Consider the following 26,322-nt stretch of genomic DNA (forward strand, 5'->3'; position numbering starts at 1 on the left):
GATGGCCGCCCGTCGGGCGCTAACGGGGGCGCCATGCCGCTGACGCTATGGCTATCGCTGGCGGCCGTGTGCGCCATGGGCGCGATGTCGCCCGGGCCGAGCCTGGCGATGGTGCTGCGGCACACGCTGGGTGGCGGGCGTGTGCCGGGCGTCGTCGCGGCGCTCTCGCATGCGCTGGGCGTGGGATTCTACGCGGCGTTGACCGTCTGGGGGCTGGGCGCGGTCATTGCACACCAGCCGCTGGTGTTCACGGCGATTACCTGGGGCGGCGCGGCGTACCTCGCCTGGCTGGGTGTGAAGGCGCTGCGCGCCGGGCGCGGTGGCGCACTGAACGCGGGTGCCGTGGCCAGCCCTCCGCTGCATGCCGCGCGAGACGGTGTCCTGGTGGCACTGGCCAACCCCAAGCTGATTCTCTTTTTCGTGGCGTTGTTGAGCCAGTTCGTGAGCGCCGACATGGCGGCAAGCGCCAAGGTCGCCATCGTGGCGACCGCGACGCTGATCGACGGCGGCTGGTACGTGCTGGTGGCGCTGGCGCTCTCGCATTCTGCGGTGTTGCCCTGGCTGCAAGCACGCGCCCACTGGATCAATCGCATCACGGGCGTCTTGCTGCTGGGCCTGGCGCTGCGCATCGTCATGGGTTGATGCGGGCGAGAATGGCCGCCAGCGGTGCTTGCGCCGGCAGGACGCCGAACAAGGGCGTGGCCTCGTCGCCGAGACGCGCCGTACAGAATGTCTCGCCGACGGCGTTGGGGGCGTGACGCAACAGCAAGGCCGCTTGCAGGCACTGCGCCAGACGCTGGGTCAGCCAGCGTGCCTGTGCCTCGAGCGTTTCCGGCGTGGCGTCGAGACGTCGCTCGAGCATGCCCAGCGCGCGGTCGAAGTCATGGTGAGCGCCGCGCGCCAGCGCCAGCTCCTGGCGCAGGGCGACGATGCATTCCGGATGTCGTCCCAGAACGCGCATGACATCGAGGCACATGACATTGCCCGACCCTTCCCAGATGGAATTCACCGGCGCTTCACGGTACAGCCGTGCGAGCGGCGCCTCCTCGACGTAACCGATGCCCCCGAGACACTCCATGGCCTCGGCCATGAACGCGGGCCCGCGCTTGTTGTGCCAGAACTTGGCGAGTGCCGGAAGCAGCCGCGCCAGGGCGCGTTCGTGGTCGTCGTGGGCGGCGCCGTCGAAGGCGCGGGCGGTGCGCAGGCACAAGGCCAGGCTCGCTTCGGTTTCAAGCGCCAGGTCGGCGATCACGCGCTGCATCAGCGGCTGGTCGGCGAGGCGCTTGCCGAAGGCCTCGCGACCTTGGGCATGGTGCCAGGCCTCGCGCAGGGCCTGACGCATCATGCCGGCGGGTGCGGTCGCGGCATCGAGCCGGGTCTGCTGCACCATGTCGAGGATCGTGGCGATGCCGCGCCCCGGCGCACCGATGGGCTGGGCCCAGGCATCGGCATACTCGATTTCCGCCGAGGCGTTGGCACGATTGCCGCACTTGTCCTTGAGACGTTGCAGGAGGATGCCGTTGCGCTCGCCGTCGGGGCGAAAGCGCGGCACCAGAAAGCAGCCGATGCCGGCCTCGTCCCGGGCCAGCGTGAGAAAGGCGTCGGACATCGGGGCGCTGCAGAACCACTTGTGGCCGGTCAACTGAACGCTGCCGTCGGCGTTCGGGGTAGCGCGCGTCGTGTTGCTGCGGACGTCGCTGCCGCCTTGCTTTTCGGTCATCGCCATGCCGAAGGTCGCGGCACGCTTGTCGCTGGCGGGCAGGGCGCGCGGGTCGTAGTCGTGCGCCAGCAGGCGCGGCCCCCATGTCGCGAGCACGGCCGAATCCTGGCGCAGCACCGGGTAGGCGGCGTGGGTCATGGTGATCGGGCAGCAGAAGCCGGGTTCGACCTGGGTCAGCAGATAGAGCGCGGCGATGTGTGCCTGATGGCCGCCGGCGCCTTCATGTTCCCAGGCCACGCCGTGCCAGCCGCCATCGCATGCCAGGTGCATCAGGTGATGGTAGGCCGGTGTGTAGTGCACTTCGTCGAGACGGCGGCCATGACGATCGAACGTGCGCAGTTCCGGTGGGTGGCGGTTGGCCTCGTCGGCGAGCGCTTGCCAGCTCTCCCTGCCGGCGTCGCGGGCGAGCGGGGCGAGACGCTCGGCGACCCAGGCCGGTGCCTCGCGCGCCAGGCCCTCGGCGAGCGGGAGATCCTCGCGCAACAGATCGCGATCGCCGCTGACGGGCGGTTGATTGCTGACGTCGTGGGTGGCGAGGTGCGTACAAGGTGCGTGATCCGGCATGAGGGCGACTCCAGTGGCCAGTGGGCGCAAACCCCTATGTCTGGAGCATGGTCACCCGGTGCCGAACGGTCAATACGCCCCTTCCGGCGTGACGTGACGCAGCGCGTGACCTCAGGCCCGCGGTATCGGCCCGACATTTCCATTAGCGAATTCGGCATGACGGCATGCTCGGGCTCTGGCATGCTGAAGCGTGACCGCACCCCGACACCACCCGAATGCCACAGGACACGCCATGGCCCCGTCGCCGACCTCCGCAGCCTCGCCGGCGTTGCCGGAACCGTCGATCAAGGACGAGCGCATCCAGCTCGTCGATGCGCACAACCGGCCTTGTGGCAGTGCCTCGCGCAAGCTCATGCGGCGTTTTCATTTCTGGCACCGTGCCACCTACGTTTTCGTGCGCAACGGCCGGGGAGAATTGTGCGTGCAGCGCCGCACGCTGACCAAGGAGGTCTTTCCCGGCTATCACGACCTGGCCACGGGCGGCGTGGTGGGGGCGGGGGAGGCCGAGCACGTCGCCGCGCGCCGCGAGCTGGCCGAAGAGCTGGGCATCGAAGGCGTGCGACTGACGCCGTGTTTCACCTTTCGCTATGCCGACGGCGGCAACTTCATCCATGGCAGTGTCTTCGTGGCCGATTACGATGGGCCCCTGGTGCTGCAGCCCGACGAAGTGGCCGATGCCAGCTGGCTCACGGTCTCGGCGGCGCTGGCCCTGCAAGATGCCACGCCGGATAGCCGGGTCGCGCTCGAGCGCATGCTGGCACAAGGCTGGCTGGCCACGCACGAGGATTGAAGCCCCGCGCCGAGCGGACGACAATGACGAGGTACCCACCATGAACGCGATGCGCGACCGCCATGACGCTGTATAGCCAGGATTGTTACACCAATCGGATGGAGCCCTTCAATCTGCGTGCGCTGCGCGGCCAGGTACTGCTGATCGTCAATGTCGCCAGCCGTTGCGGCTATACGCCCCAGCTCGAGGAACTCGAATGGCTGTATCGCCGCTACCGCGACCAGGGATTCACGGTGCTGGCGTTTCCCTGCAACCAGTTCGGGCGTCAGACTCCGGAGTCGGCGGAAGGCTTCGGTGCCTTCTGTGCGCGAGAGTATCGGGTCAGTTTTCCGATCATGGAGAAGGTGCGCGTCAACGGCCGCGAGGCGCACCCCTTGTTCACCCTGCTGCGTCGCCAGGCGCCGGGCGTGCTGGGCAGCACGCCGATCAAATGGAACTTCACCAAGTTCCTGGTGGGACGCGACGGCCACGTGATCCGGCGTTTCTCGCCGCGCGTTTCGCCACGTCGCCTGACGGCCGACATCGAACGCGCGCTGGATATTCCCTTCTCGGCCTGAGGCCTCACGACGAGGCAGCGTGGAGCCGCTCGATCAGAACATTGAAGCGATGCCGGCTCATCATCGTGGTCAGTCCCGAAAACAGCAGCCAGAACCCCTTTCGCCAGCCATGCAGGCGTCGCGTGTGGCGCGCCAGGTCGAGCAGCAGGCGGTCCTCGTCGAAGTGGCGCCACTCGCCGGCGACCGACATCTGGCGACGCGCCATGACCGGCGCCATTTCCAGGCGGTAGATCATTTCCAGTTCCTGGGACGTGTAGCCTTGTGCCTCGACCACCTGGAGCATGCGTGCGTATTCATGCTCGCGTGGTTCCCGCTCCAGCCAGATCGGCGACAGCGCCAGCCACAGGGCGCCGCGGCGTTCCAGCAAGCGTTCTAGATCGTTGGGATCTTGCATGTCTCGGACCTTCGCTGTGAGAGGGCATCTTCGATCACTCAGGGATGGCGAGCAAGGGGCGGGTGCGGACATCGGCGCCATCTCCCGCTAGAATGCCCCCCAATATCGAAACCGTTGGTTCGCCTGGCGGTTTCCCGAGCGGCGGCACCGGCCGCGATCAACGCATGACGTCAGCAAAGAGGTCCCCTGTGATCATCAAACCCAAGGTTCGTGGTTTCATCTGCACCACCACTCATCCACTGGGCTGCGAGCGCAACGTCGCCGAGCAGATCGCCACCACGCGTGCCAACATCCCGGAAAGCGAGCGCGACAAGGGTCCCAAGAACGTGCTCGTGATCGGCGCGTCCAGCGGTTACGGACTGGCGGCACGTGTCACGGCGGCCTTCGGTTACGGCGCCTCGACGCTCGGCGTGTTCTTCGAAAAGCCGGGCACCGAGAAGAAGCCCGGCACGGCCGGATGGTACAACGCGGCGGCGTTCGACAAGTTCGCCAAGGCGGAAGGCCTCTACAGCAAGGCGATCAACGGCGATGCCTTTTCCCACGAGGCCCGCGAAAAGGCCATCGAGCTGATCAAGCAGGACATGGGGCAGATCGATCTGGTGGTGTATTCGCTGGCATCGCCGGTGCGCAAGTTGCCGGATAGCGGCGAGCTCAAGCGCTCCGCCCTCAAGCCGATCGGCGAGACCTACACCGCCACGGCCATCGACACCAACAAGGACGCCATCGTCGAGGCCTCGGTGGAGCCTGCCACCGAGGAAGAGATCGCCGATACCGTCACCGTCATGGGCGGTGAGGACTGGGAGCTGTGGGTCGACGCGCTGGACAAGGCGGGCGTGCTGGCACCGGGCGCACGCAGCGTGGCATTCAGTTACATCGGCACCGAGATCACCTGGCCGATCTACTGGCATGGCGCGCTGGGCAAGGCCAAGGAAGATCTCGATCGCGCCGCCGGCGAACTCGACGCTCGCCTGGGACAGCATGGCGGAGGCGCCAATGTCGCGGTGCTCAAGTCGGTGGTCACCCAGGCCAGCGCGGCGATTCCTGTCATGCCGCTTTATATCTCGATGGTCTACAAGGTCATGAAGGAACAAGGCCTGCATGAGGGCACCATCGATCAGCTCAACCGTCTCTACCGCGAGCGCCTCTATTCGACGCAAGGCCGGAACGGCGAGCTTGCCACCGATGAGGCCGGCCGCTTGCGCCTCGACGACTGGGAGCTGCGCGATGACGTCCAGCAGGCCTGCCAGGACCTGTGGCCGCAGGTGACCACCGAGAACCTCTTCACGCTCACCGACTACGCCGGCTACAAGCGCGAGTTCCTCAAGCTGTTCGGCTTCGAGCGTGACGATGTCGATTACGAAGCGGACGTCGACCCGGTCGCGGAGTTCGACGTCGTGCAACTGTGACCCGCGTGGTCGGCGTCGGTCGGCACCGGTGGCGCGTGACGGCGTTGCTGGTGCTGCTGACGATGCTCGCGGGATGCCAGGTATCGCCGTATTACGCGTCCATGGAGCGTCTCGGCGTCTCGCGTGGCGAGGTGCTGGCCGAGCGTGTCGATGCGGCGCGCGACGCCCAGCGCCGCTCGCAGAAGGCTCTCTCCAGTGCCTTGTCGCGCCTCGAGCTGGCGTTGTCGGCATCGCCGAGCACGTTCTCCCGCGAGCGGGAGGCCTTGACCCAGGCGCTCGAGACGAGTCGCGACGCGCAGCGTGAACTGGCGTGGCGGCTCGAGGAGGCGGATGAGGCCGCCGAGGCGGTGTTCTCCCAGTGGCGGGAGGAACTCGACGCATACCGCGATGACCGCTATCGCGAACTCAGCGAGCAGCAACTGGCCCGGTCCCGAGCGCGTTATGCCGAGCTTCGCGATGCACTGGGGGCCTCGCGCGACCAGATGCAGCCGTTGACGGCCACGCTCGACGATGCCGCCTTGCTGCTCAAGCACGAGGAGAACGCCCGTGACATGGCGGCACTGGGCGACCGCGTGTCGCTCATGGGTGACGAGATGGCCACGCTGACGACCCGCGCCGAGCGTATCGATCGGGAGACGGACGCCCTGGTGGAGGCCCTGCACGATGTTCGCCAGTGACGGCGTTCAAGACGCCCCGCGTCAGGTCGGGTTTCTCCTGCTGCCGGGGTTTTCGTTGCTGGCGCAGGCGTGTGCCATCGAGCCGTTGCACGTGGCCAATCTGCTGGCCGGGCGGCGGCTGTACATGCCGCGTACCTTCGGTCTCGACGGCCGTGCGGTGAAGAGTGCGGCGGAATTGTCACTGACGCCGGAGAGCGTGGCGGGCAGCGATGTCAGGCCGCTCGACATGCTGGTGATATGCGGCACGAGCCCGGGGCCCGCGAGCGAACTGACCGGTCTTCATGCCTGGCTGCAGCGCCTCGCCGCCCGTGGTGTCATGCTCGGCGGCGTGGCCGGCGGCACGCAGGTCCTGGCGCAGGCGGGGGTGCTGGAGGGGTATCGTGTCACCTTGCACGTTGCCAGCACCGATGCCTTCAGCCGCGACTTTCCCGGCGTGCGTGTCTCGCATCAGCTGTTCGAGATCGACCGCGACCGGCTGACCTGCGGTGGCGGCACGGCGGCGATGGACATGATGATGACGCTGATCGCCCAGCAGCACGGCAATCGGCTGGCCGAGCGCGTCTCCGAGCACTTCGTGTGCGAGCGCATCCGCATGGCCGACGAGCCGCAGCAGGTACCGTTGCGCGCGCGGCTTGCCCACGCGCCGCAAAGCCTGATCGACGGCGTGGCGCTGATGGAGGCCAACATCGAGGAGCCCTTGACGACGCACGAGCTGGCCGAGCACCTGGGCATCTCGCGGCGTCAGCTGGAGCGCCTGTTCAAGAAATACCTGCAGGCGGTGCCGAGCCGCTATTACCTGGAGCTGCGCCTGCAGCAGGCGCGCCGATTGCTGCGTGACAGCGATCAGGCCGTCGGCGATATCGCGCTGGCGACAGGGTTTTCCTCGGGCGCGCATTTCTCCACGGCGTATCGCAACCACTTCGGCATCAGCCCCCGCGACGAACGCATTCCCCGCCACTGATTCCCTTGCCGCCGCGTGGCGGGGCACCGTTCTCTTCTTGCCGGCGCTAGAAATTGCGCAGCGTCTGTCGATATCCCAGATACGCCTGTCGACGTTCGCCGAGCCGGCTGGCCATGGCGAAGTCGCCGCGGTCGCGGGCGGTCTGCTCGGCGATGTCGATCTGCTTGATGGCGCGGTCGATATGGCCGGTGAGCTGCAAATGCTCGGCACGCGCGAGCATGCCCCACAGGTCGCGGCCGCTGCGTCCGGCGGCTTCGGCGAGCAGGGCGAAGACGTGCGGGTCCTCGGGGTACTGATCGCTCATGTCGCGCAGGACATTGAAGGCCTGGTCCGGCGCCTGCTGCAGCAGGACCTCGGCCTCGATGCGCTGTGCCGGGTAGTAGTCCGGCTGCAGGCGGAGAATGCGCCGGGCGCGACGCAGGGCGTCGTCGCGCTGTCCGGCGTCGAGGGCGACCTCGGCGGCGCTGGCGGGCAGCATGGAAAGGTCCGGCTGGGCCTCGCTCAGGGCGTCGAGGGTGGCGAGGGCCTTGGCGGTATTGCCGCGCTGGGCGTCGATCAAGGCCTGCAGGTAGCGGACCGCCGCCTCGGGCGGGTCGTCCTGGCGCAGCCGGGTCATGGCCTGTTCGGGGTCGCTGCGATGGAGCGAGAGCAGCGCGCGGCCGCGAACCATCGCGAACACCTTGCTGGTATGCGGTGCGGGCGATGGCAGCTGGTTGGCGCGCGTCTGGGTGTCGCTGATGCGCGATTCGGTCACCGGGTGGGTGAGCAGGAACTCCGGCGGGTTGCCGCCCTGCAGGCTGGCCAGGTGCTGCATGGCGCGGAACATTTCCGGCATGGCCTGCGGGTCGAAGCCGGCATCGGCCATGGCGTCCAGGCCGATGCGGTCGGCCTCCTGCTCGAAGCGGCGCGAGTAGGCGAGCTGGTCCTGGATGAAGGCCGCCTGGGACCCGACCATGGTGGCCAGGCCGGCGTCGCCCGCGCCGCCGGCGGCCAGCACCATGCCGGCCAGCATCGCCGCCATGGTGGGCAACTGGGTTTCTTCCACGCGCTGCATGCGCCGTGCATAGTGGTGCTGCGAGAGATGGCCGAGTTCGTGGGCGATGACCGAAGCGAGAGTGTCTTCGCTGTCGGCGAAGGTGAACAGGCCGCTGTTGACCCCCATCACGCCGCCCGGCACGGCGAAGGCGTTGAGGAGACGACTGTCGACCAGGGTGACGATGACAGGGTCGTGAACGTCGGTGTAGGGCAGCAGGCGGGCGACCAGGCCATGAATGTAGTCACGGGCGATGGGGTCTTCCCACTCGTCGGTCTGGGCACGAAACTGGCGCAGCCAGGCGCGACCGAGGCGATACTCCTCGCCGCTGGAAACGCTCGCGCTGGCCCCGCCGAGCTCGGGCAGCCCGTAATCGTCCTGCGCCATGGCAACGGGGGTGGCCACGCACGCGGCCAGGGCGAGACAAAGAACGGGAAGCAGATTCCAGCGGCGTGGCATGGGCATCCTCGTGGTGACGTGACGAAGCGGGAAGGCCGACGCCGTGACGCGCGCCGTGCTACCGTGGTTTCGACATTGAACTGTCTGGCAAAGTGCCTTTAAATCGTTGCGTTTTCAACTACCGAACTGCTGGGGGCACAGATGGCGTTGCAACCCGATCGCGTGCTCGATGCACGTGGCCTGCATTGTCCGTTGCCGTTGCTCAAGGCCAAGCAGGCCTTGTCGACGCTCGACGACGGGGCGTTGCTCGAGGTCCAGGCGACCGACGCGGGCTCGTGGCAGGATTTCGAGACCTTCGCCGCGCAGGGCACGCACCGGCTCGAGGCACGCGAGGAAAAAGACGGCGTGTATCATTATTGGCTGCGCAAGGGTCAACAGGGAAGCACTGCATGACGATGAAGAGCCTCTTCAAGGGGTGGATGGAGCGCTATTTCTCCGATGAGGAAGCCGTGGTGCTGCTCATCGTGCTGGTGCTGGGCTTCGCGGCCGTCATTTGTCTCGGCCAGATGCTGGCGCCGTTCTTCACGGCGCTGGTGCTGGCCTTCCTTCTGGAAGGCGTCGTCGCCTGGTTCGAGCGTCGGGGACTGCCGCGTCTGGCGTCGGTGCTGCTGGTGTTCTTGTTTTTCATCAGTGCCTTGCTGGCTCTGGCATTGGTTATCATGCCGCTGGTCTGGAACCAACTGGTCGAACTGGTACAGGAAGCGCCGCGCATGTTCGCGAGCGGCCAGGCGTGGCTGGATGGCCTGCAGTCACGCTACCCGACCCTGATCACGCCGGCGCAGATCGAGGACTGGATCGCCACGGCGGGGCGCGAGGCGACCCAGCTCGGCCAGCGGGCCTTGACGCTGTCGCTGGCGTCGCTGGGCAACCTGCTGGGCCTGCTCATCTACCTGGTGCTGGTGCCGATCCTGGTGTTCTTCCTGCTCAAGGACCGCGAACGCCTGACGCAATTCCTGCTGTCGCTGCTGCCCAGAAAACGTGTCCTGATGACCCGCATCTGGCACGAAATGGACGACCAGATCGCCAATTACATTCGCGGCAAGGCGATCGAGATTCTCATCGTCGGCGTGGCCGCGTTCGCGACGTTCTGGGCGTTCGGCCTGCCCTATACCGCCTTGCTGGCCTTGATCGTGGGGCTTTCGGTGCTGGTGCCGTATATCGGCGCGGCGGTGGCGACGCTGCCGGTGGCGGCCGTGGCCGGCTTTCACTTCGGGATCAGCGAGCAGTTCGCGTATGTCCTGATCGCGTATGCGGTGCTGCAGGCGCTCGATGGCAACGTGCTGGTGCCGATCCTGTTTTCCGAGGCGGTCAACCTGCACCCGGTGTCGATCATTCTGGCGGTGCTGTTCTTCGGCGGGATATGGGGCTTCTGGGGCGTGTTCTTCGCGATTCCGCTGGCGACCTTGCTCAAGGCGCTGGTGCAGGCCTGGCCGCGCGGCGTGCGCGACCCAGGCCTGCGACCTCCCACGGGAGAGGCGTGACCTCAGGAGGCGGCGTTGAGTTCGCGGGCGGCCTCGAGCACTTCCTCGACATGGCCCTTGACCTTCACCTTGCGCCATTCACGCGCCAGGTTGCCGTCACGGTCGATCAAGAAAGTACTGCGCTCGATGCCTAGATGCTCCTTGCCGTACAACTTCTTGAGCTTGATGACGTCGAACAGCTGGCACAGGGCTTCGTCCTTGTCGGAAATCAGCTCGAAGTTGAAGCCCTGCTTGGCCTTGAAGTTCTCGTGGGCGCGCAGGCCGTCCCGCGAGACGCCCAGGATGACGGTGTTGGCGTCGTCGAAGTCGGCCTTGCGATCGCGGAAGTCGCCGCCTTCGGTGGTGCAGCCCGGCGTACTGTCCTTGGGATAGAAATAGATCACGAGCTGTCGGCCGCGATAGTCGGAAAGCGATACCTGCTGATCGCCGGTGGCCGCGGCCGTGAACTCGGGAACGGGGTGGCCGATAGTGACGCTCATGGGAGTCTCCTGGGTCATGAAATGAAGGGCATGAAATGACAGGGTGTCGCCACCCTGGGTCGGTCGCAAGATTACATGGCAGCCGGACGCGACTGTCAAAGCGCGTGTCTTCTGTACAGGATGAAGCTGGCTGAGTACCATTTAATTCCTATCGACATCATGACAGGACAGGCCGGTTCGGCGCTTGGCAAGGCCGGTTGGCGATATCCCGTTCTTATCGCCCGCGCATGCCGGTGGCACGCTGGCCCGATTCACAGGAGAGCACCGCAGGATGATCACAGGCAGCATCGTCGCCTTGGCGACACCGATGAAGGCCAGTGGCGAGATCGACTGGGAGGCGCTGCGCCGCCTGGTGGGCTTCCATCTCGACAACGGCACCGATGCCATCGTCGCGGCGGGAACCACCGGCGAGCCGACCACCATGTCCTTCGCCGAACACTTCGACGTCATCCGCTGCGTCGTCGAGGAAGTCGCCGGGCGCATCCCGGTGATTGCCGGCACCGGCGCCAACGCGACCTCGGAGGCCGTCGAGCTGGCGCGCTATGCACGCGAGGTGGGCGCGGACCTGTGTCTTTCCGTCGCCCCGTACTACAACAAGCCCACGCAGGAAGGGCTCTACCAGCATTTCAAGGCCGTTGCCGAGGGCGGCGGATTGCCCGTCATCCTGTACAACGTGCCGGGTCGCACGTGCTCGGATATCTACAACGAGACCGTGTTCCGGCTCGCCGAGCTCGAAAACATCGTGGGGCTCAAGGATGCCACCGGCAACCTGGAGCGTGCCGAGGAACTGGTTGATCGTCTGAAAGGCACCGACTTCGCCCTGTATTCCGGTGACGACCCCACGGCGTGCGATTTCATGCTGATGGGCGGGCATGGTGACATTTCGGTATGTGCCAACGTCGCGCCGCGTGCCATGCACGAGCTGTGCGAGGCCGCCGTGGCCGGGGACGACGAGCGCGCGCATCAGATCAACACCCGCCTGATGCCGTTGCATACCGCGCTTGGCGTCGAGGCCAACCCGATCCCCGTGAAGTGGGCGCTGCATCGCATGGGGCTGGCCGAGCAGGGCATTCGTCTGCCGATGACATGGCTTTCCGACAAGTATCACTCCACGGTGAGCGAAGCCCTGCAGCTCGCCGGCGTGACCGAAGGCTGACCAATCGTCGAGAGGCGTCGAGGAGTGTGGGCGCCGACGGCGCCCGCGGCATGCCTCGGCGTCGACCAACGCATCAAGAAGGTGAATGCATGAACCCCGTCCTGAAATGGATGCCGCTGATCATCGGCGCCACGCTGGTCGTCAGCGGCTGCAGTCGTTCCGGTTATTACTACGATCGCAACGACGAATACATCAATGCCGAGATGGTCGAGCCGTTGACGTTGCCCGATTCCCGCAATGCCGCCAAGTACCAGAATGCCATGCCGGTGCCCGATGCCAGCAGCGACTTCGTGGCAGCGGATGGCGACTTCGAGGCGCCGCGTCCGCGCCCCCTGGCGTCCAGCCGGGACGGCGAGACCTCCTTCGTCGAGTCGCGCGAGGCCGGCCAGGAGCGCTGGCTGGTGGTCAACGCGTCGCCCGGCGGCGTCTGGCCGCTGCTGCAAGGGTTCGCGAGCGCGCAGGGGTTGCAGGTCGAAAGTGCCGATGTCGACCGTGGGCGTCTCGAAACCGATCAGGGCACGTTGAGCGTCCGTCAGGGGCTGCGCGCTGGCGCCAGCGAAGTGCGTTGCGAGGGAAGCGCGAACGAAGTCCAGTGCCTGGATGCGTTGCAGCGTTATCTGTCCGCCAATGCCGGCAGTCAGGCCGGGGTGTCGCTGGCGGCGCAGCCGCTCGCCAGTGACGAGCGCGTGCGTCTGTCGAACCATGACGGCGAATGGCAGCTCGACCTGTCGCTGAACCTCGAGCGGGCCTGGTCGGAGTTGCGTTATCAGCTGGAAAACGACTTCGAGACCGAACGTGGCACTCTGATCGACCAGAACCGCAGTGCCGGCCAGTTCGTGATCGAATACGCCTCGCGTGACGACGATGGCGGCTGGTTCGACTGGTTCGGCGGCGACGATGCGGCCAAGCGCTATCGTCTCGACGTCAGTGCCGCGGCGGAGAACACGACGCAGGTGCGTGTCAGCGGCGGGAATGGCGGCGACGTTCCTTCGAGCGAGGCTCGAGAGCTGCTCGACGCCGTCGCGGCGACCTTGCGCTAAGAGGCCGCCGGGGATGGCAGAGGGACACGCGGCCACACCGGCGCTTCGTTTCGCCTCGCTGGGCAGTGGCAGCAAGGGCAACGCCACCCTGGTCAGCGACGGCGAGACGCACGTCCTGGTCGATTGCGGCTTCGGCCTGCGCGAGACCGAGCGACGTCTCGCTCAGTTCGGGCTGCATCCGCGTCAGCTCGATGCCATCCTGCTGACTCACGAGCATGGCGATCACATTCGCGGGGTGGGGCCGTTGGCGCGGCGTTATGCGATGCCGGTCTACCTGACCGCGGGCACCTGGCTCTCGGGCCGTTTGGGCGAGGTGCCGCGTCACGAATGGGTCGTGCCCCAGTCCCGTTTCGCGATCAAGGGCCTGGACATCGACCCGGTCACCGTGCCGCACGATGCCCGGGAGCCGGTCCAATTTCGCTTTCGCGCCCACGACCGCCATCTGGGAGTGCTCACCGACCTCGGCCATCCGAGCGAGCATGTGGTCGAGGCCTTCCAGGGATGCGATGCCCTGATTCTGGAATGCAACCATGATCGCCGGATGCTGGACGTCGGACCCTATCCGCCCCGGCTCAAGCGGCGCGTCGGCGGTCACTGGGGCCATCTGGCCAATGTGCAGGCCGCCGAGCTGCTGGCGCGCCTGGGGCTGGACCGCCTGCAACGCATCGTCTGCTCGCACATCTCGGAGGAGAACAACCGTCCCGAGTTGGCGCTGGAGGCCTTGACCCCCTTGCTGTCCGGCGATGAGTCGCGGCTGCTGGTCTCGGCGCAGGCGCATGGGTTCGCATGGCAGACCATCGCGTGAGGCCGTGGGCACAAGGGGCCGAGCCGACGGCGCCAGTGCCTGTCGACGGCGACAATGTTTCGAATACGACGCGGGTTCGTGCGAGCCGCGCGCAGACAAGCCAGCCGGCCCGTCGAGGGCCAATGGGGAGACCTCATGGAAAAACGTGACGAGCTGTACGCGGGCAAAGCCAAGTCCGTCTACCGCACCGACGACCCGCAGCGCCTGATCCTGCACTTTCGCGACGATACCAGTGCCTTCGACGGCAAGAAGAAGGAGTCGCTGGCACGCAAGGGCATGGTCAACAACAAGTTCAACGCCTTCATCATGGAGAAGCTTCAGGCGGCGGGCATTCCGACGCATTTCGAGAAGCTGATCGCCGATGACGAGTGCGTGGTCAAGAATCTCGAGATGATTCCGGTCGAATGCGTGGTGCGCAACGTGGCCGCCGGCGGCCTGGTGCGTCGCCTGGGCGTCGAGGAAGGGCAGACGCTGACGCCGCCCACGTTCGAGCTGTTCCTCAAGGACGATGCCCATGGCGACCCGATGATCAACGAGTCGCTGGCCGAGACCTTCGGCTGGGCGACGCCCGAGCAGCTGGCGACCATGAAGGCGCTGACCTTCAAGGTCAACGACGTCCTCAAGCAGCTGTTCCTGGATGGCGGCATGCTGCTGGTCGACTACAAGCTCGAATTCGGTCTGTTCGACGGCGAGGTGATGCTGGGCGATGAGTTCTCGCCGGATGGCTGTCGTCTGTGGGACGCCAATACGCGCGAGAAGATGGACAAGGACCGGTTCCGTCAGGGACTCGGGGGCGTCATCGAAGCCTATGAAGAAGTCGGGCGGCGGATCGGCATCACCTTCTGAACGTCGTGTATCGTCGACCCATGCTTGCGGGGCGCCTTCGGGCGCCCCGCTGTCGTTCAGGCGGCAGGCGCTGCGGGGACGATGGCCACCACGTGCAGGGCCTCGATGTCGTCGGCGAGGCTCGCATGGAAGCGGACGTCGACATCGCGCAGGCGCACGCCGTAGCGGCGGGCGTCGGCCTCGGCCGCTTTCCTGTGGTAGGCGGGACGCGGGTCCTGGGCCAGCACCTGGCGGATCAGGTCGCGCAGCGAGTCGCCATCCTCGCGCGCGAGCAGGGTCGCCTCGGCGGCGGCGGAAAACGTCACCGGCAATGACGCGGGCGGCGCCGGTGCGAAGCCGCTGCGGGCCTCGGGACGCGATTCGGCCCAGGCCAGATAGGGCTTGATGTCGAGCACCGGGGTGCCGTCGACGAGGTCGTGGCCGCGCAGGTGCAATGTCACGCCTCGGCGAGTATCGACCTCGACCAGCTCGACCAGCGACAGGCCCAGGCGATTGGGTCGGTGCGTGCTGCGTGTCGCGAAGACGCCTTGCTTGGCATTGCCGCCGAGACGCGGCGGGCGTACCAGGGGCGTCCAGCGGGCGGGACTGTGATGAAAGATGAAGGTCAGCCAGAGATGGCTGAAGGCCTCCAGGCCGCGCACGGCGAGTGGGTCGTCGAACGGCGGCAACAAGCGCAGCGTGGCGCGGGCGGCGCTGGCCAGCCCTGGCTGGCGCGGGATACCGAACTTGTCCGGATAGTCGCTGGCGATGCGCCCGATGGGCGTGAGCGTGACGGCCGCCGGTTCGGCAGGGGGAAGGTCGCGATCGGTCATCGCGGCATTATGCCCAATACCGGCGCGTTCGGCGAGGCGTTCGAGAGGGCGTTCGGGAGAGGTTGACGGGGGCGCTGGCGTGGCGGACGTGGCTTGTGTAGGCTGCGCGTGACGGCCCTTTTCGTGACGGGAACCGTCATGCGTCGTGACCGCGAACCGCCGTCATGCGATTTCGACAAGACGAGAGACTCCGGTGATCGAACGAATCGTCTACCGTGCCGCCAAGCCCCGCGATGCCGCCGATCAGGCGGAAGTGTTCCACCATGCGGTGATGCAGGGCGCCGCCGGGTATTACACCCTGGCGCAGCGCGATGCCTGGGCCATGGCCCTGCCACGTGACGCCGAGGCCTGGGCGGCGCGCCAGGTGCTGTACCCGACGCTGGTGGCGATCTGCGATGGGCGCTGTGTCGGCTTCTGCGAGCTCGACCCCGAAGCCGGACGTATCGAGACACTCTATGTGTGGCCCTCGCTGGCGCGTCGAGGCGTGGGCAAAAGTCTGCTCGAGTATGCCGAGGGCGAGATGCGCCAGCGCGGTGTGACCTGCCTGCGCATCGAGGCCAGTCTGGTGCTGGCGGATGCCCTGGTACGCCGTGACTGGCGTCACGATGGAGAGGACTGGGTCGAGCGTGCCGGCGAGCGGATTCCCCGCGTTCGGCTCAGCAAGGCGCTCCAGGCCCTATAGGCAACGTCGACGTGTCATGCCTTGCGGGCCAGCAGGGCGCGGAACAGTGTCCCCATCATCACCGGCGTGTCGTGCTCCACGACGAAACCGGCGCCTTCCAGCAATGGCCGCGCCTGACGCGTGATGTCGGTGGCCAGAAACGAGGTCACCACGTTCACCAGACGGCGCACCACCCCGGCCGGGCGAGCATCGCTCTGGAACTTGTCCATCACGCAGAGCTGACCGTCCTCCACCAGCACCCGGTGCGCTTCGCGCAGTCCAGCCTGCGGGTCGGGCATGACCGCGACGATCAGGTGCATGACCACCACATCGAAATGCGCGTCGGGGTAGTCGAGCCGGGCGGCATCCATGGTCGAGGCGATGACGTCCAGGCCGTAACGATCGGCCCTTGCCTCGAGGCGCGCGAGCATCAGCGGCGAGATGTCGATGGCATGTATTTCGACATCGCGCGGCAGACAAGGCAGATCGAGCCCCGTGCCGGCGCCGATCAGCAGCACGCGCTGGCCCTGGCGCCAGTGCACTGCATCCAGCGCCAGGCGACGCGCGCGCCGGAACGCCCGTGCGACCACCAGATCGTAGACCGGTGCGTAAAGCGAATATCGCAGGCGATTCCAGGCGGTCGTGTTGAACATGACGCGGCGCTCCGGCAAGGGGATAACGCCGTCTTAGCACGTTGCCGGCGGGGCGTCCATGCGGGAATGGGCTTGCGAGACAATCCGTGCGCAACCTGGAGTCTGGGGCAGGCATGGCCCGGCACATCGGGCCATGCGCGCACGATCACGCCATGCTGTCGACGATGCCGCCTTCCACGCGCAGCGGCGCGCCGGTGGTGGCGCTGGCCTGCGGCGATGCGGCATAGACGCACATGTTGGCGACTTCCTCGGGCGTGGCAAGCCGTCCGATGATCGAGCTGGGGCGGTTTTCCTTGACGAAGCGTTCCTCCATGGCCTCCTGGGACACGCCTTCCTGCTCGGCCATCTTGGCGATCATGTCGACCACGCCTTCGGAGCGTGTCGGCCCCGGCAGCACCGCGTTGACGGTCACGCCGGTGCCCGCCATCACCTTGGCCAGGCCGCGCGAGATCGACTGCACGGCGGACTTGGTCATGCCGTAATGCACCATTTCGGCGGGGATGTTGAGGGCCGATTCGCTGGACAGGAACTGAATGCGTCCCCAGCCGCGTGCCTTCATGCCCTGCGCATAGTGACGCGACAGGCGTACCCCGCTCATCACGTTGACCTGGAAGAATTGTTCCCAGGTGGCGTCATCGGTCTCGAAGAAATCCTGCGGACCGAAGATTCCCACGTTATTGATCAGGATGTCGGTGTCCGGGCGAGCGGATATCAGCGCCTGACAGCCTTCAGTGGTGCCTAGGTCGGCGGCGACACCGGAAACCCTGGCGCCGGAGACCGCGGCTTTCAGGTCGCTCAGCGCTTTGTCGACGCGTGCCTGGGTACGTCCGGTCAGGGTGACCTCGGCGCCGGCATTGGCCAGTCCCTGGGCGATGGCGAAACCGATACCGGCGGTGGAGCCGGTGACGATGGCGGATTTGCCGCTGAGATCGATCTGCATGTCGAGCCTCCTTGTCTTGCGTGAGCGTCGTCTAACGCGAGTGTCGCGCCCGCTGCGGCGCGATCGTGAGTCCGCAAATCAGTTGGTCGGGGCGAGCAGGGCAAAACTCAACCGCTTTTCGTAAATCGTCGTCACATCGCTGAAAGACCCGGCGGCCTCCCCGCTCGTATACTCAATGCCAACCTACCGTATTCGTTGACCCACTCAGGAGGATCCCACGATGTCCCAGTCACCGACCCGCGACGATTTCGAACGCTACATGGTGCCCAATTACGCTCCGCAGCGGACGATTCCGGTGCGTGGCGAAGGTAGCCGTCTGTGGGATCAGGATGGGCGCGAATACATCGATTTCGCCGGGGGCATCGCGGTCAACGCGCTGGGGCATTGTCATCCCGCGCTGGTCTCGGCGCTCAAGGGGCAGGCCGACAAGCTCTGGCACCTTTCCAACGTCTATACCAACGAGCCGGCCCTGGCCCTGGCCAAGTCGCTGGTCGAGCGGACCTTCGCCGACAAGGCCTATTTCTGCTCCTCCGGCGGCGAAGCCAACGAAGCGGCCTTCAAGCTGGCCCGGCGCTGGGCCCACGATACGTACGGCGCCCACAAGGACAAGATCATTTCCTTCCGTCAGTCGTTCCACGGACGGACGTTGTTCACGGTCAGTGTCGGCGGTCAGCCCAAGTATTCCGAAGGCTTCGGGCCGATCCCCGGCCGCATCGAGCATGCGGTTTACAACGATCTGGACAGCGTGCGCGAGCTGATCGACGACGCCACCTGCGCGGTGGTCGTCGAGCCGATGCAGGGCGAGGGCGGCGTGGTGCCTGCCGAGGCGGATTTCCTGCATGGACTGCGCGCCCTGTGCGACGAGCATCAGGCATTGCTGGTCTTCGACGAAGTGCAATCCGGCGTGGGCCGTAGCGGCTATCTCTACGCGTACATGCATTACGGCGTGACGCCGGACATTCTGACCACCGCCAAGGCCCTGGGCGGCGGGTTCCCCGTCGGCGCCATGCTGACCACCGACCGCGTCGCGCCGTCGCTGGCGGTGGGCACTCACGGCTCCACCTACGGTGGCAATCCGCTGGCCTGCGCGGTGGCGCTGGCGGCGGTGGAGACCATCGACACGCCCGAGGTGCTGTCGGGCGTCATGCGCCGGCATGCTCTGTTCAAGGAGCATCTCGAGGCGATCAATCGTCGCCATGGCGTCTTCAAGGAAGTGCGCGGTCTGGGGCTGCTGCTCGGGGCCGAGATGGCACCGGCCTACGAGGGACGAGCCAAGGAAATCCTGCCGCTGGCCATGGAGGAAGGACTGATGGCGCTGGTCGCCGGTCCCAACGTGCTGCGCATGGCGCCGTCGCTGGTGATTTCCGACACCGAGGTCAACGAGGGGATGGCGCGCCTCGAACGTGCCATCGGCCGCTTCGTGCAGGGCGCATGAGCGCGCAACCAAGAGGCACTGACATGCTTGTCGTCCGTCCCGTTCAACCGCGCGACCTGCCGGCGCTGGAGCGCCTGGCGGGGAGCGCCACGCCGCGTCTGACCAATCTGCCGGCGCATCGCGACCGTCTCGAGGAGCGCATCGCGCGCTCGACGCGTGCCATGGCACGCGAGGTCGATTTTCCCGGCGATGAGGCCTACACCTTCGTGCTCGAGGATCTCGACCTCGACGAGGTGGTGGGGACCGCCAGCATTCGCGCCCAGGCCGGTGCGCAGGATGCGTATTACACCTACCGCCAGGAAACCCTGATCCACGCCTCGCAGCAGCTCAACGTGCGCCGCGAGGTGCAGACGCTGTCGCTTTCGCACGAGACGTCCGAGACCACGCTGCTGTGCGCCTTGTCGCTGGACGCCCGCTACAAGGGCACCAGCGCCGAGAGCCTGCTGCGGCGTGCGCGCCTGATGTTCATCGCCCAATACCCGGAGCGTTTCGCATCGCTTCTGGCGGTGGCCTTCCCGGGCTATCTCGACGCCCAGGGCGAGTCGCCGTTCTGGAACAGCGTCGGGCGGCACTTCTTCGCTCGGGGATTTCAGGAGATCAACCTGCTGGCGGGCGTGCGCTCGAAGAGCTTCATCGCCGAGGTCATGCCGCAGTTTCCGTTGTACCTGCCCCTGCTCACGCCCCAGGCACGGGCCGCCATCGGGCGCGAGCACCCCGATCACGAAGGGGCGCTCGAGGAGATGCTGGCCGAGGGGTTCGTGCGCTCGCGCCACGTGGACATCTTCGATGCCGGCCCCGTCGTGCGGGGCGAGCGCGATCGTCTGCAGAGCGTGCGTCAGGCGAGCTGGCATCCGGTGCGGCTGCGGCCTGGGCATGTCTTGCCGGATGCCGAGCCGGCGCTGATCGCCAACCAACAGCTGGGCGACTTCCGCTGTCTGGTGGCGCGCTACGCGCTGTCGCCCACGGGGCAGTTGATGCTTTCGCCGGAGCACGCCGCACTGCTGGGCGTCGAGGAGGGGCGTGCGGTCCTGGCCGCGCCGTTGGCGTTGCCCGCCGTCATGGATGAAGTCGACGAAGGAGACGCCTGATGCGCATTCGTCCCATTGAGCGCCGTGACATCGACGGCCTGCAGAGCCTGGCCTGGCAGACCGGCGTGGGGTTCACGTCGCTGCCCGACAATCGCGACTTCCTGGCCGCCAAGATCGAACACGCGGTGAGCGCCTTCGAGGAACGCAGCGCCATCGACGACCGGTTGTACTTCTTCGTGCTCGAGGACGACGCCACCGGCGAGCTGGCGGGTTGCTGCGCGATCGAGGCGCAGGTCGGTCGCGAGGTGCCGTTCTACAACTATCGCCTGGGCACGCTGGCGCATTCCTCGGTCCAGCTCGATCTGCACCGCACCATCGATACGCTGTTTCTCAGCTCTGACCATACCGGTGACGCCGAGGTCTGCTCGTTATACCTGCGTCCCGAGTATCGTCGCGATCGCAATGGCGCCTTGCTGTCCAAGGCGCGCTGGCTGTTCATCGCCGAGTTTCGCGACCGCTTCCCCGACAAGGTGCTGGCCGAGATGCGCGGCCGCTTCGATGAAAACGGCACCAGCGCGTTCTGGCATTGCCTGGGCAGCCATTTCTTTCCCATGGACTTCAACGAGGCCGATCGTCTCACCGGTCTCGGCCAGAAGAGCTTCATCGGCGAGCTGATGCCCAAGTTCCCGATCTACACGCCGTTTCTTTCCGAGGAAGCGCGCGCCTGCATCGGCGCCGTTCACGAGCACACTCGTCCGGCGCTGGAGATGCTCAAGAAGGAAGGGCTGCGCTGGGAAGGCTATATCGACATCTTCGATGGCGGGCCCACGGTCGAGGCCTACATCGACGATGTGCGCGCCGTGCGCGACTCGGCCTGCTATCCGGTGAAGCTCGACGATGCCGCCCCGCAGGGCGAGCGTCCCACCTGGCTGGTAGCGACCTCGGGCATGCGCGATTTCCGCGCCGCCTGGATCGGACGCGGGCCGGGGGCGGACGGCATGCTCACGTTGACCTCGGACGAGGCCCGGCGGCTCGGGGTCGGCGAGGGCGATACGCTGCGCCTGCTCGAGACCTGACGCGGACTCATCCATTACGCGCCGGCGTTTCGGCGCATGGTGCCAAGGAGATCATTATGCAAGCCAAGCAGCAATTGCTGATCGACGGAGCCTGGGTCGACGGCGACGCGGCACGCTTCGCCAAGACCGACCCCGTCTCGGGCGAGACCCTGTGGACGGCGACCGCCGCCAGTGCCACCCAAGTCGAGCATGCGGTGGCCGCCGCCCGGCAGGCGTTTCCCGACTGGGCCCGGCGTTCCTTCGCCGAGCGTCAGGCCGTGGTCGAGCGTTTCCGCGAATGCCTGGAAACCCACCGCGAGCACCTGGCCACTGCCATCGCGCAGGAAACCGGCAAGCCCTTGTGGGAAGCGCGGACCGAGGTGGGCGCGATGATCGGCAAGGTGGCGATCTCGATCACCGCCTATCATGAGCGCACCGGCGAACGCGCGCGGGATATCGGCGATGCGCGCGCGGTACTGCGCCATCGGCCACACGGTGTGCTGGCGGTGTACGGCCCCTACAACTTCCCCGGGCATCTGCCCAACGGGCATATCGTCCCGGCCTTGCTGGCCGGCAATGCGGTGGTCTTCAAGCCCAGCGAGCAGACCCCCATGACCGCTGACTTGACCCTGCAGTGCTGGCTCGAGGCGGGGCTGCCCGCCGGCGTGATCAACCTGGTGCAGGGCGCGGCCGAGGTCGGTCAGGCGCTGGCCGGCAGCGCCGACATCGATGGCTTGCTGTTCACCGGCAGCGCCAAGGTCGGCGGCCTTCTGCATCGTCAGTTCGGCGGGCAGGTCGACAAGATCCTGGCCCTGGAACTGGGTGGCAACAACCCGCTGGTGGTCAAGGACGTGCCGGACCGGGAGGCGGCGGTACTGTCGATCCTGCAGTCGGCCTTTGCCTCGGGCGGTCAGCGCTGTACCTGTGCACGCCGCCTGATCGTGCCGCATGGCGCGGTGGGCGATGACTTGATCGACGCGCTGACGAGCGCCATCGCCGAGCTGCGCGTGGCGGCGCCGTTCAGCGAGCCCGCGCCGTTTTATGCCGGGCTGACGAGCGTCGAGGCGGCGGATGGGCTGCTGGCCGCCCAGGACGACCTGGTCGCACGCGGCGGTCGGCCGCTGAGTCGCATGCGCCGTCTGCAGGCGGGCACCAGCCTGTTGTCGCCGGGCCTGATCGATGTCACCGGCTGCGACGTCCCCGACGAGGAACATTTCGGGCCTCTGCTCAAGGTGCATCGCTACCGGGACTGGGACGAGGCCATCGCCCTGGCCAACGATACCCGCTACGGCCTGTCGGCCGGCCTGATCGGCGGCGAGCGCGCCGATTGGGATGACTTTCTGTTGCGCATCCGCGCCGGCATCGTCAACTGGAATCGCCAGACCACCGGCGCCTCCAGCGACGCCCCGTTCGGCGGCATCGGCGACAGCGGCAACCATCGTCCCAGCGCCTACTATGCGGCCGACTACTGCGCCTATCCGGTGGCCTCGATGGAAGCCGAGACCCTCGTGCTGCCCGAGACGCTGCCGCCGGGGGTGGTGCTATGAGCCAGGACGTGCGCGAGGTCAATTTCGATGGCCTGGTGGGGCCCACCCACAACTATGCCGGGCTGGCGCACGGCAATGTCGCCTCGATGCGCCATGGCGGGCTGACCGCCAATCCGCGCGAGGCGGCCCTGCAAGGGCTGGCCAAGATGAAGTCGCTGATGGAGGCAGGGTTCGCGCAGGGCGTGCTGCCGCCCCAGCAGCGCCCCGATCTGGGGGCGTTGCGCGACCTCGGCTTCACCGGCGACGACGCCGGTGTGCTCGCCCAGGCGGCACGCCAGGCGCCGCAACTGCTGCGCGCGGTATGTTCGGCCTCGTCGATGTGGACGGCGAATGCCGCCACCGTCACGCCCAGCCTGGATGCGCCGGACGGGCGCGTCCACTTCACCGCCGCGAATCTGCAGTCGAGCTTTCACCGCTATCTCGAGCCGCGTACCACGGCGCGAGTGCTGGCGGCGATGTTCCACGATCCGGCGCATTTCGCGCATCATCCGGTGCTGCCGGCCACGCCGACGTTCTCCGACGAGGGGGCCGCCAACCACACCCGCTTGTGCGGCGATCACGACGAACCGGGCGTGCACCTCTACGTATACGGACGCCAGGCCTTCGGTGGCGAGCACGGGCCCAAGCGGTATCCGGCCCGCCAGACGCTGGAGGCCAGCCAGGCGATCGCCCGGCAGCATGGCCTGGACGACACCCGCACGGTCTTCGCCCAGCAGCATCCCGATGCCATCGACGCCGGCGTTTTCCACAACGATGTCATCGCCGTCGGCAACGGCCCGGTGCTGCTCTATCACGAGATGGCGTTCCGCGACGAGACGGCCACGCTGGAGGCGCTGCGCGCCCGCATGTCGACGCCGTTGATTCCGGTGCGGGTGCCGAGCGAGGCGGTCAGCCTGGAGGATGCGGTAGCGACCTATCTCTTCAACTCGCAGTTGCTCTCCAACCCTGACGGCAGCATGACGCTGGTCGTGCCCGGCGAGTGCCAGGAGAACGAGACTGTCTGGCGCACGATCCAGGACCTGTTGCTGGGGGGGAACAACCCGATCGGCGAGGTGCTGGTCAAGGACGTCAAGCAGAGCATGCGTAACGGCGGGGGGCCGGCGTGCCTGCGCCTGCGGGTGGCGCTGGCGGCACGCGAGCGCCAGGCGCTGACCGGTCGTGTACTGCTCGACGAGGCGTTGCACGACGACCTGGCGGCGTGGGTCGAGCGGCATTACCGCGATCGGCTGGCGCCTGAGGATCTCGCCGATCCGCTGCTTGTCCGGGAATCGCTCACCGCTCTCGACGAGTTGACGCAGCTGCTGGGCATCGGCGCGGTGTATCCGTTTCAGTTGAACTGAGGCTGGGCGGGCGACGCCGACACGGGGCGAGCCCGCTGCCAGCGAGCAGGAGCATGTGCGTGATCGAGAATATCGCTATCGTCAGGCTGCAGGCCGACTCGCCCCACGCCAGGACCGTGGCGGGCTGGACCCATGACGCCTGGGGGCATCTGCACCCTGATACCTCGGCGGCGGAGTATCGTCGGGCATTCTATGCGCAGTGCGGCGAGGGTGGCGTGCCCTCGGTGTTCGTGGCGATGCACGGGGCGTCGCCGGTGGGCACGGCAAGCCTGGTCGCCGACGACATGAGCATTCGCCGCGAGCTGACGCCCTGGCTGGCATCGGTCTTCGTGCTGCCCGAATGGCGCGGCCACGGTATCGCATCGCGCCTGGTGCAGCGGGTCGAGGCGGAAGCGCTGGCCCATGGCATCCACCACTTCCATCTCTACACGCCCGATCAGCAGGCGCTGTATCGCCGGCTGGGATGGGAGGACCGCGAGGCGCTGACCTATCGCGGCGAGTCTGTGACCGTCATGAGCCGGCGGCTCAGCCCTCGCGCACCGTGACCAGTTTGGGCCGTCCGATCATCAACCCGGCGACGGTCTGCACGCTGAGCAGTCCCATCAGCAGCCACAACGACAGCCGCCAGTCGCCGGTGATGCCGTGCAGGGCGCCGAACACCAGCGGCCCGCCGGCGGCCATGAGGTAGCCCAGGCTCTGGGCCATGCCGGAGAGCATCGCGGCGTGGTCGGCACGTCGAGTGCGCATCACGATCATGGTCAGGGCGAAGCTGAAACAGCCGCCCTGGCCGGCGCCGAGCAGGATCGCCCACAGCGTGGGGGACGCCGTGGGTGCCAGCCACAAGCCTGCCAGCCCCAGCGCGATCAACAGGCAAAGCCCCAGCACCAGCAGGCTATGGTGATGCAGGCGCGCGGCGAGGCGTGCGATCACGTAGCTGGCGGGAATGCTGGTCAGGTTGATGATCGACAGCATCCCGCCCGCGGCGGCGCTGGGGACGCCGGCGGCGGAGGCCACGGCGGGGACCCAGGTCTGCAGGGTATAGAAGCCCAGCGACTGCATGCCCATGAACAGCGTCAGGGTCCAGGCGGTGCGGCTCTTGAACAGCCGCGTGATCCGCGTGGATTGCCCTTCGTCGGCGCGCCGGGGACGGCGCCAGGCCAGCCAGATCCAGAGTGCCGCGGTGACCAGGCCGACCCCTGCCCACATCAGTATGGGCACCGACCAGTGACCGCTGAGGTTCATCAGGGGGACGGCCGTGCCGGCCCCGAGGGTGGCGCCGATCCCCATCACCACCGTATATAGCCCCATCGTCTGACCGATACGCTCGGGTCGGTCGCGCTTGACCAGGCTGGGCATGAAGACGTTGCCGAAGGCGATCCCCAGCCCCGCGAACAGCGTGCCGACGAGCATCACCGGAAGGTTCTCGATCCCGCGCAGCAGCCCGCCCAGCGTAATGGCGGCCAGTGCCAGGGCGATGGCGCGATCCAGCCCTATCCGCGCGGCGACGCCGGGAGCCAAGGGGGACAGCACGCCGAAGCACAGGATCATGCCGGTGGTGAACAGGCTGGCGACGCCGGCGCCGATGGCCAGCGTCTGCATGATCGACTCCAGTACCGGTCCCACCACCACGATGGGCGCACGCAGATTGATCGCCGCCAGGGCGAACGCCAGCAGCCACAGCGTCGCCGGCAGGGGGGCCTGAGAGGTTTGACGATCGGTCATGGGCAAGGGCTTTCTTAGCGAACGGGCGCGCTATCTTAGCATCTCGTTGAAAAGCTTGCCGTGCCTTGAAGGCTGAAACGCCCGGCAGGACCGGGGAGCTACATTGTAGCCGGCGCCGTGGAGCGCCGGCCGGGGGCGAGTCGTCGTCGGCGTTCAGGCGTTGGCAAAGTGCTCGCGCAGGTGGGCGCGATAGGCATCGACATGACCGTCGATGTCGGGGGCCTTGATGACATCGTTGGCGATGAAGGTCGGCATGGCCGCCAGGCCCACGAATTCCTGGGATTTATGGAAGGGGAAGTACACCCCGTCGACGCCCTGGCCCTCGAAGAAGTTGCCGGGCTCGTCGAATGCCTCGAGTGGCGCGTTCCAGGTCAGCGAGAGCATGTAACGCCGCCCCTGCAGCAGGCCGCCGCTGCCGTACTGACGGCTGGGGTCCTTGCGCGAGCGCCCGTCGCTGGCATAAAGCGATCCGTGGCCGGCGGTGAAGACTTCGTCGATATAGCGCTTGACCGTCCAGGGAGCGCCCATCCACCAGCCGGGCATCTGGTAGACGATGGCGTCGGCCCACAGGAATTTCTCGACTTCGGTATCGGTGTCGTAGCCGTCATCGATACGGGTCTCGCGGATCTCGTGGCCGAGTTCGGCAAGTTCGCCGCGTGCCACGTCGTGCAGGGTGTCGTTGTAGCGGCCGCCGGAATGCGCGAAGGCCTTGGCGCCGTTGATCAATAGAATCTTCATGAAGGGTTCGACTCGGTGTGAAC

Annotated in this window: 28 protein-coding genes; 19 read left to right on the forward strand and 9 right to left on the reverse strand. The window is 66.9% G+C overall.

All coding sequences use genetic code 11. From position 1 onward, the window contains the following. Positions 1 to 33 precede the first annotated feature (33 nt). Entirely contained in the window at positions 34 to 642 is a 609-nt protein-coding gene (locus ABGX75_RS06270; protein WP_035413451.1) for a LysE family transporter, read from the forward strand. Here the strand turns inward: ABGX75_RS06270 and ABGX75_RS06275 are convergent. After that, the gene (locus ABGX75_RS06275) at positions 632 to 2,284 is read right to left on the reverse strand and encodes an acyl-CoA dehydrogenase family protein (RefSeq protein WP_347411283.1); all 1,653 of its coding nucleotides are present in this window, start codon (positions 2,282 to 2,284) and stop codon (positions 632 to 634) included. The genes ABGX75_RS06270 and ABGX75_RS06275 overlap by 11 nt on opposite strands. 232 nt (positions 2,285 to 2,516) lie before the next feature. Here ABGX75_RS06275 and ABGX75_RS06280 point away from each other — a divergent pair, with 232 nt between their 5' ends. Both ABGX75_RS06280 and ABGX75_RS06285 read left to right on the forward strand, forming a co-directional pair. Beyond that, positions 2,517 to 3,074, forward strand: a complete 558-nt coding sequence (locus ABGX75_RS06280; protein WP_011508118.1) for an NUDIX hydrolase — start codon at positions 2,517 to 2,519, stop codon at positions 3,072 to 3,074. Positions 3,075 to 3,136: 62 nt separating this feature from the next. Continuing rightward, positions 3,137 to 3,631 carry a glutathione peroxidase gene (locus ABGX75_RS06285; RefSeq protein ID WP_011508117.1) on the forward strand — a complete coding sequence of 165 codons (495 nt, stop codon included), beginning with the start codon at positions 3,137 to 3,139 and terminating at the stop codon, positions 3,629 to 3,631. Positions 3,632 to 3,635: 4 nt separating this feature from the next. On the opposite strand, the gene ABGX75_RS06290 is transcribed toward ABGX75_RS06285, so the two are convergent. Next, a complete protein-coding gene (locus ABGX75_RS06290) occupies positions 3,636 to 4,025 on the reverse strand; it encodes a hypothetical protein (protein WP_035413455.1) in 390 nt (129 codons plus the stop codon). 188 nt (positions 4,026 to 4,213) lie between these two features. Between ABGX75_RS06290 and fabV the strand changes: the two genes are divergently transcribed. The 3 genes from fabV to ABGX75_RS06305 are packed head-to-tail and all read left to right on the forward strand — an operon-like array spanning position 4,214 to position 7,069. Beyond that, entirely contained in the window at positions 4,214 to 5,431 is a 1,218-nt protein-coding gene (gene fabV, locus ABGX75_RS06295) for an enoyl-ACP reductase FabV (RefSeq protein WP_035413457.1), read from the forward strand. Then, positions 5,428 to 6,108 carry a DUF2959 family protein gene (locus tag ABGX75_RS06300; RefSeq protein ID WP_347411284.1) on the forward strand — a complete coding sequence of 227 codons (681 nt, stop codon included), beginning with the start codon at positions 5,428 to 5,430 and terminating at the stop codon, positions 6,106 to 6,108. Before fabV ends, ABGX75_RS06300 begins: the two co-directional genes overlap by 4 nt. Next, complete coding sequence (locus ABGX75_RS06305) at positions 6,095 to 7,069, forward strand: GlxA family transcriptional regulator (protein ID WP_347411285.1); 975 nt, start codon at positions 6,095 to 6,097, stop codon at positions 7,067 to 7,069. The genes ABGX75_RS06300 and ABGX75_RS06305 overlap by 14 nt, the downstream gene beginning before the upstream one ends. 46 nt (positions 7,070 to 7,115) lie before the next feature. On the opposite strand, the gene ABGX75_RS06310 is transcribed toward ABGX75_RS06305, so the two are convergent. Beyond that, positions 7,116 to 8,561, reverse strand: coding sequence for a M48 family metalloprotease (locus ABGX75_RS06310; protein WP_347411286.1), 1,446 nt, complete (start codon positions 8,559 to 8,561; stop codon positions 7,116 to 7,118). A 141-nt stretch (positions 8,562 to 8,702) separates the two neighbouring features. Here ABGX75_RS06310 and ABGX75_RS06315 point away from each other — a divergent pair, with 141 nt between their 5' ends. Both ABGX75_RS06315 and ABGX75_RS06320 read left to right on the forward strand, forming a co-directional pair. Next, positions 8,703 to 8,954: a sulfurtransferase TusA family protein gene (locus tag ABGX75_RS06315; protein WP_110061107.1), complete on the forward strand. Its 252-nt coding sequence runs from the start codon at positions 8,703 to 8,705 to the stop codon at positions 8,952 to 8,954. Then, on the forward strand, positions 8,951 to 10,042 hold the full coding sequence (locus tag ABGX75_RS06320) for an AI-2E family transporter (protein ID WP_347411287.1): 1,092 nt from the start codon (positions 8,951 to 8,953) through the stop codon (positions 10,040 to 10,042). Before ABGX75_RS06315 ends, ABGX75_RS06320 begins: the two co-directional genes overlap by 4 nt. A gap of 2 nt (positions 10,043 to 10,044) precedes the next feature. On the opposite strand, the gene ABGX75_RS06325 is transcribed toward ABGX75_RS06320, so the two are convergent. Next, positions 10,045 to 10,521, reverse strand: a complete 477-nt coding sequence (locus ABGX75_RS06325) for a peroxiredoxin (protein WP_035413464.1) — start codon at positions 10,519 to 10,521, stop codon at positions 10,045 to 10,047. Positions 10,522 to 10,792: 271 nt separating this feature from the next. On the opposite strand from ABGX75_RS06325, the gene dapA reads away from it, so the two are divergent. The 4 genes from dapA to purC all read left to right on the forward strand — a co-directional run bounded on the left by dapA (position 10,793) and on the right by purC (position 14,368). After that, on the forward strand, positions 10,793 to 11,677 hold the full coding sequence (gene dapA / locus ABGX75_RS06330; RefSeq protein WP_347411288.1) for a 4-hydroxy-tetrahydrodipicolinate synthase: 885 nt from the start codon (positions 10,793 to 10,795) through the stop codon (positions 11,675 to 11,677). An 89-nt stretch (positions 11,678 to 11,766) separates the two neighbouring features. After that, positions 11,767 to 12,717, forward strand: coding sequence for a hypothetical protein (locus tag ABGX75_RS06335; protein ID WP_347411289.1), 951 nt, complete (start codon positions 11,767 to 11,769; stop codon positions 12,715 to 12,717). Positions 12,718 to 12,730: 13 nt separating this feature from the next. Further along, a complete protein-coding gene (locus tag ABGX75_RS06340) occupies positions 12,731 to 13,522 on the forward strand; it encodes an MBL fold metallo-hydrolase (protein ID WP_011508106.1) in 792 nt (263 codons plus the stop codon). 135 nt (positions 13,523 to 13,657) lie between these two features. Beyond that, positions 13,658 to 14,368 (forward strand): phosphoribosylaminoimidazolesuccinocarboxamide synthase, encoded by a 711-nt coding sequence (purC, locus tag ABGX75_RS06345; protein ID WP_224114301.1) that lies wholly within the window; start codon positions 13,658 to 13,660, stop codon positions 14,366 to 14,368. Positions 14,369 to 14,424: 56 nt separating this feature from the next. On the opposite strand, the gene tsaA is transcribed toward purC, so the two are convergent. Beyond that, positions 14,425 to 15,180: a tRNA (N6-threonylcarbamoyladenosine(37)-N6)-methyltransferase TrmO gene (tsaA, locus tag ABGX75_RS06350; RefSeq protein WP_287124277.1), complete on the reverse strand. Its 756-nt coding sequence runs from the start codon at positions 15,178 to 15,180 to the stop codon at positions 14,425 to 14,427. A 193-nt stretch (positions 15,181 to 15,373) separates the two neighbouring features. Here tsaA and ABGX75_RS06355 point away from each other — a divergent pair, with 193 nt between their 5' ends. Beyond that, entirely contained in the window at positions 15,374 to 15,862 is a 489-nt protein-coding gene (locus ABGX75_RS06355; RefSeq protein ID WP_224114302.1) for a GNAT family N-acetyltransferase, read from the forward strand. A 14-nt stretch (positions 15,863 to 15,876) separates the two neighbouring features. Here the strand turns inward: ABGX75_RS06355 and ABGX75_RS06360 are convergent, their stop codons facing one another. Both ABGX75_RS06360 and ABGX75_RS06365 read right to left on the reverse strand, forming a co-directional pair. Continuing rightward, positions 15,877 to 16,494 carry a class I SAM-dependent methyltransferase gene (locus ABGX75_RS06360; RefSeq protein ID WP_011508102.1) on the reverse strand — a complete coding sequence of 206 codons (618 nt, stop codon included), beginning with the start codon at positions 16,492 to 16,494 and terminating at the stop codon, positions 15,877 to 15,879. 145 nt (positions 16,495 to 16,639) lie between these two features. Continuing rightward, positions 16,640 to 17,434, reverse strand: a complete 795-nt coding sequence (locus tag ABGX75_RS06365; RefSeq protein ID WP_224114304.1) for an SDR family oxidoreductase — start codon at positions 17,432 to 17,434, stop codon at positions 16,640 to 16,642. Between the two features lie 220 nt (positions 17,435 to 17,654). On the opposite strand from ABGX75_RS06365, the gene ABGX75_RS06370 reads away from it, so the two are divergent. From ABGX75_RS06370 to ABGX75_RS06395, 6 genes are read left to right on the forward strand one after another with little or no spacing between them, the layout of a single operon-like run. Next, entirely contained in the window at positions 17,655 to 18,869 is a 1,215-nt protein-coding gene (locus tag ABGX75_RS06370; RefSeq protein ID WP_347411290.1) for an aspartate aminotransferase family protein, read from the forward strand. Between the two features lie 23 nt (positions 18,870 to 18,892). Then, positions 18,893 to 19,957, forward strand: coding sequence for an arginine N-succinyltransferase (locus ABGX75_RS06375; RefSeq protein ID WP_347411291.1), 1,065 nt, complete (start codon positions 18,893 to 18,895; stop codon positions 19,955 to 19,957). Next, positions 19,957 to 20,973 (forward strand): arginine N-succinyltransferase, encoded by a 1,017-nt coding sequence (gene astA / locus ABGX75_RS06380; protein ID WP_287124273.1) that lies wholly within the window; start codon positions 19,957 to 19,959, stop codon positions 20,971 to 20,973. The genes ABGX75_RS06375 and astA overlap by 1 nt, the downstream gene beginning before the upstream one ends. Positions 20,974 to 21,029: 56 nt before the next feature. Then, positions 21,030 to 22,499 (forward strand): succinylglutamate-semialdehyde dehydrogenase, encoded by a 1,470-nt coding sequence (gene astD, locus ABGX75_RS06385; protein ID WP_011508097.1) that lies wholly within the window; start codon positions 21,030 to 21,032, stop codon positions 22,497 to 22,499. Then, positions 22,496 to 23,839: an N-succinylarginine dihydrolase gene (gene astB, locus ABGX75_RS06390; protein WP_110061097.1), complete on the forward strand. Its 1,344-nt coding sequence runs from the start codon at positions 22,496 to 22,498 to the stop codon at positions 23,837 to 23,839. The genes astD and astB overlap by 4 nt, the downstream gene beginning before the upstream one ends. A gap of 59 nt (positions 23,840 to 23,898) precedes the next feature. Next, positions 23,899 to 24,384: a GNAT family N-acetyltransferase gene (locus tag ABGX75_RS06395; RefSeq protein ID WP_224114308.1), complete on the forward strand. Its 486-nt coding sequence runs from the start codon at positions 23,899 to 23,901 to the stop codon at positions 24,382 to 24,384. On the opposite strand, the gene ABGX75_RS06400 is transcribed toward ABGX75_RS06395, so the two are convergent. Together ABGX75_RS06400 and ABGX75_RS06405 are read right to left on the reverse strand one after the other, a co-directional pair. Further along, positions 24,365 to 25,561, reverse strand: coding sequence for an MFS transporter (locus tag ABGX75_RS06400; protein ID WP_035413485.1), 1,197 nt, complete (start codon positions 25,559 to 25,561; stop codon positions 24,365 to 24,367). The genes ABGX75_RS06395 and ABGX75_RS06400 overlap by 20 nt on opposite strands. 153 nt (positions 25,562 to 25,714) lie before the next feature. Next, positions 25,715 to 26,299 carry an NAD(P)H-dependent oxidoreductase gene (locus ABGX75_RS06405; protein WP_347411292.1) on the reverse strand — a complete coding sequence of 195 codons (585 nt, stop codon included), beginning with the start codon at positions 26,297 to 26,299 and terminating at the stop codon, positions 25,715 to 25,717. Positions 26,300 to 26,322 lie beyond the last annotated feature (23 nt).

Source organism: Chromohalobacter sp., from assembly GCF_039830575.1.
Lineage (GTDB): Bacteria > Pseudomonadota > Gammaproteobacteria > Pseudomonadales > Halomonadaceae > Chromohalobacter > Chromohalobacter israelensis.

Coding starts and splice junctions, on each gene's coding strand:
- ABGX75_RS06290 (WP_035413455.1), bottom strand. CDS start 4,025: ATGCAAGATCCCAACGATCTAGAACGCTTGCTGGAACGCCGCGGCGCC.
- astA (WP_287124273.1), top strand. CDS start 19,957: ATGCGCATTCGTCCCATTGAGCGCCGTGACATCGACGGCCTGCAGAGC.
- ABGX75_RS06280 (WP_011508118.1), top strand. CDS start 2,517: ATGGCCCCGTCGCCGACCTCCGCAGCCTCGCCGGCGTTGCCGGAACCG.
- ABGX75_RS06375 (WP_347411291.1), top strand. CDS start 18,893: ATGCTTGTCGTCCGTCCCGTTCAACCGCGCGACCTGCCGGCGCTGGAG.
- ABGX75_RS06370 (WP_347411290.1), top strand. CDS start 17,655: ATGTCCCAGTCACCGACCCGCGACGATTTCGAACGCTACATGGTGCCC.
- ABGX75_RS06270 (WP_035413451.1), top strand. CDS start 34: ATGCCGCTGACGCTATGGCTATCGCTGGCGGCCGTGTGCGCCATGGGC.
- ABGX75_RS06285 (WP_011508117.1), top strand. CDS start 3,137: ATGACGCTGTATAGCCAGGATTGTTACACCAATCGGATGGAGCCCTTC.
- ABGX75_RS06310 (WP_347411286.1), bottom strand. CDS start 8,561: ATGCCACGCCGCTGGAATCTGCTTCCCGTTCTTTGTCTCGCCCTGGCC.
- purC (WP_224114301.1), top strand. CDS start 13,658: ATGGAAAAACGTGACGAGCTGTACGCGGGCAAAGCCAAGTCCGTCTAC.
- ABGX75_RS06405 (WP_347411292.1), bottom strand. CDS start 26,299: ATGAAGATTCTATTGATCAACGGCGCCAAGGCCTTCGCGCATTCCGGC.
- astD (WP_011508097.1), top strand. CDS start 21,030: ATGCAAGCCAAGCAGCAATTGCTGATCGACGGAGCCTGGGTCGACGGC.
- ABGX75_RS06305 (WP_347411285.1), top strand. CDS start 6,095: ATGTTCGCCAGTGACGGCGTTCAAGACGCCCCGCGTCAGGTCGGGTTT.
- ABGX75_RS06325 (WP_035413464.1), bottom strand. CDS start 10,521: ATGAGCGTCACTATCGGCCACCCCGTTCCCGAGTTCACGGCCGCGGCC.
- dapA (WP_347411288.1), top strand. CDS start 10,793: ATGATCACAGGCAGCATCGTCGCCTTGGCGACACCGATGAAGGCCAGT.
- ABGX75_RS06275 (WP_347411283.1), bottom strand. CDS start 2,284: ATGCCGGATCACGCACCTTGTACGCACCTCGCCACCCACGACGTCAGC.
- ABGX75_RS06335 (WP_347411289.1), top strand. CDS start 11,767: ATGAACCCCGTCCTGAAATGGATGCCGCTGATCATCGGCGCCACGCTG.
- astB (WP_110061097.1), top strand. CDS start 22,496: ATGAGCCAGGACGTGCGCGAGGTCAATTTCGATGGCCTGGTGGGGCCC.
- ABGX75_RS06360 (WP_011508102.1), bottom strand. CDS start 16,494: ATGTTCAACACGACCGCCTGGAATCGCCTGCGATATTCGCTTTACGCA.
- ABGX75_RS06320 (WP_347411287.1), top strand. CDS start 8,951: ATGACGATGAAGAGCCTCTTCAAGGGGTGGATGGAGCGCTATTTCTCC.
- ABGX75_RS06400 (WP_035413485.1), bottom strand. CDS start 25,561: ATGACCGATCGTCAAACCTCTCAGGCCCCCCTGCCGGCGACGCTGTGG.
- ABGX75_RS06315 (WP_110061107.1), top strand. CDS start 8,703: ATGGCGTTGCAACCCGATCGCGTGCTCGATGCACGTGGCCTGCATTGT.
- ABGX75_RS06340 (WP_011508106.1), top strand. CDS start 12,731: ATGGCAGAGGGACACGCGGCCACACCGGCGCTTCGTTTCGCCTCGCTG.
- tsaA (WP_287124277.1), bottom strand. CDS start 15,180: ATGACCGATCGCGACCTTCCCCCTGCCGAACCGGCGGCCGTCACGCTC.
- ABGX75_RS06365 (WP_224114304.1), bottom strand. CDS start 17,434: ATGCAGATCGATCTCAGCGGCAAATCCGCCATCGTCACCGGCTCCACC.